This window comes from uncultured Thiodictyon sp., assembly GCF_903828115.1.
Lineage (GTDB): Bacteria > Pseudomonadota > Gammaproteobacteria > Chromatiales > Chromatiaceae > Thiodictyon.
In genome coordinates this window covers 1-1,899 of sequence record NZ_CAIKKU010000760.1, presented here as the reverse complement: position 1 = coordinate 1,899, position 1,899 = coordinate 1, and the positions used below count along the sequence as shown (strand labels likewise).

Sequence of the window (1,899 nt, the reverse complement as noted above, 5' to 3'; positions counted from 1 at the left end):
TGGCGTTCTTCAACTCCAGGGCAAAGGCGGCCTCATAGGCATGCCTCATAGGCATAGTTGTAGGGGCCGGTGCCGGACAGCTTGTTGAACTCAGTCTGTTTGCGGCGGACCCTGACATCGAAGCTCTCCCCGAGCTTCAGGGTGACGGTCTCGTGCTTGGGGGTATGCTCGATCCGGTCCTCGCCGATGAACTGGGCGTTGCCGCGGCGGTCCTTGGAATAAACGCGCACCACACCCTTCGGCAGTGGGATGCCCAGGCTCCCGTCCGCATTCGTGAAGCTCAGGGTGGATTCGACTGGAAATTTGTCCCAGCCGTCCGATGACTTGGACCGGTAGTAGTAGGGGTCGCCCCGAACTAGCAGTTCCCGCGTCAACGGCACCCGCGGGGCCGAGAGGAGCGCCACCTGTTTGGTCTGGTTGTTGAGGATATCGGTGGGGCGCTGGAGGGTATAGAGGTGGTACTCGTCCAGGCTTTCCTCTTCTGGGGGTCCTGCCATCGGGCACGGCGGCGGGGGTTCGTCGCAAAAACAATCGTGAGTATCCATTTCGACCTGGTTGATCTCACCCGCCACCAGTTGCACCCGCGCCTGCCGGTAGGCCACCCCGCTGCCATTGGTCAGCGTGACCCAGCCGCTCAGGTCCAGGGTCAGACCGTCGGCTGACAGGTCGGCCACATAGTCCGCGCGCCAACTCAGACCGCCGGTGAGATAGGACAGTTCAAAGGTCCCGGCCCCGGCTTGGGCCGCCTCCAGATGCAGGACCAGGGTGGGCTGATCGCGCAGGTCCGCCGGCAGGTCGGGAAAGGCGAGGTGTCCGACCGGGCCAGTCTCGATGCGATCGGCATAACGCAGGATCACGCCCTCGTTGGTAGCGAGGACTGTGGCCTCCTCCATAGTGCGCTGCCCGGCGTCGTTGGTGCGGATCACTTGGACCCGGCGGCCGAGATATTTCCGCAGCAGGCTCTCGGGGGTGAGCAGGTCGAAGTCGAAATTCTGTTCCAGCAGACTGACCTGGAGCGTCCCCGAGGTTTCGGATAAGAGGGCGGTCTCGGGACGGATACGGCCTGAGACATTGCGCCAGGCGAGGCGGTTTTCGCCCAGGGTCAGGGTCAGGCGACGCAGGTCCTTCACCAGGGCCAGGTCGTCATTGTAGATGGTCACGGCCAGCGCCTGCTGGGCCGAGTCATCGATCCGTTGTTCCTGAACACTCATGGTGACGTTATTCATCTCCAAGGCGACTCCCGGATTGGCAAGGAATGACACCGATCGGCATCACGATTGGGCTGGGGCCCGACGCATGATCCGGGTTTAGGGTCAACCGGACGGTGTTGAGCGATCGGTGTCCCCGTTGGACGATGCGAGGGTAGCAAGGATCAGCCGGGAAGGTAGCGGCCATCCTCCAGGCGGCGGGCGTGGCCTAGGCTCGTTAGTGTATCAAGGAGTTCGGCGACGCGGGCACGCGGCGCCCGGGTGAAGCACCGGGCGAGCTCTGCGGCGCTCCCCGGGCCCGGGCGGGCGGCGAGCGCGGCGCGCAGGGCCTGGAATTGCTCGGGCAGGGTCTTGGGCCAGTCGGGTTTGGGGCCGCTCGCGGTGGGGGCGGCGAGCCCGAGTGGCGTCTGCGCTTGGACGGCGCCGTCGCCGTCGGCGTGCCCGCCGGGATGCTGCAAGACCGGGCGCAGCCAGCGGATGAGGCCGTGGCGCTCCTCGGCCGCGCGCTCGGCGTTCAGGGCCGCCAGGCGTTCCAGGATCACCGCCTCGACGCGGTCATCGCCCCCCTGGGCCGGACGGGCCATACCCTGGGCCGGACGGGGCATTCGCCCCGTCCGCAATGTTTCGGATGCCGCGTTAAACCGCGGGTCCAGCGGGTCGGTGCTCGTCTCCAAACGTTCGGGACGGGGCG

At 66.2% G+C, this 1,899-nt stretch carries 2 protein-coding genes; both read right to left on the bottom strand.

The features are described 5' to 3' along the window. Nucleotides 1-32: 32 nt before the first annotated feature. The gene (locus tag QZY48_RS27960; protein WP_295436918.1) at nucleotides 33-1,226 is read right to left on the bottom strand and encodes a DUF4139 domain-containing protein; all 1,194 of its coding nucleotides are present in this window, start codon (nucleotides 1,224-1,226) and stop codon (nucleotides 33-35) included. A gap of 146 nt (nucleotides 1,227-1,372) precedes the next feature. Further along, on the bottom strand, nucleotides 1,373-1,813 hold the full coding sequence (locus QZY48_RS27955; protein ID WP_295436916.1) for a hypothetical protein: 441 nt from the start codon (nucleotides 1,811-1,813) through the stop codon (nucleotides 1,373-1,375). Nucleotides 1,814-1,899 lie beyond the last annotated feature (86 nt).

Excerpts from the sequence above, each read along its gene's own strand:
- QZY48_RS27960 (WP_295436918.1), bottom strand. The coding sequence starts at position 1,226 with ATGAATAACGTCACCATGAGTGTTCAGGAACAACGGATCGATGACTCG.
- QZY48_RS27955 (WP_295436916.1), bottom strand. The coding sequence starts at position 1,813 with ATGCCCCGTCCGGCCCAGGGTATGGCCCGTCCGGCCCAGGGGGGCGAT.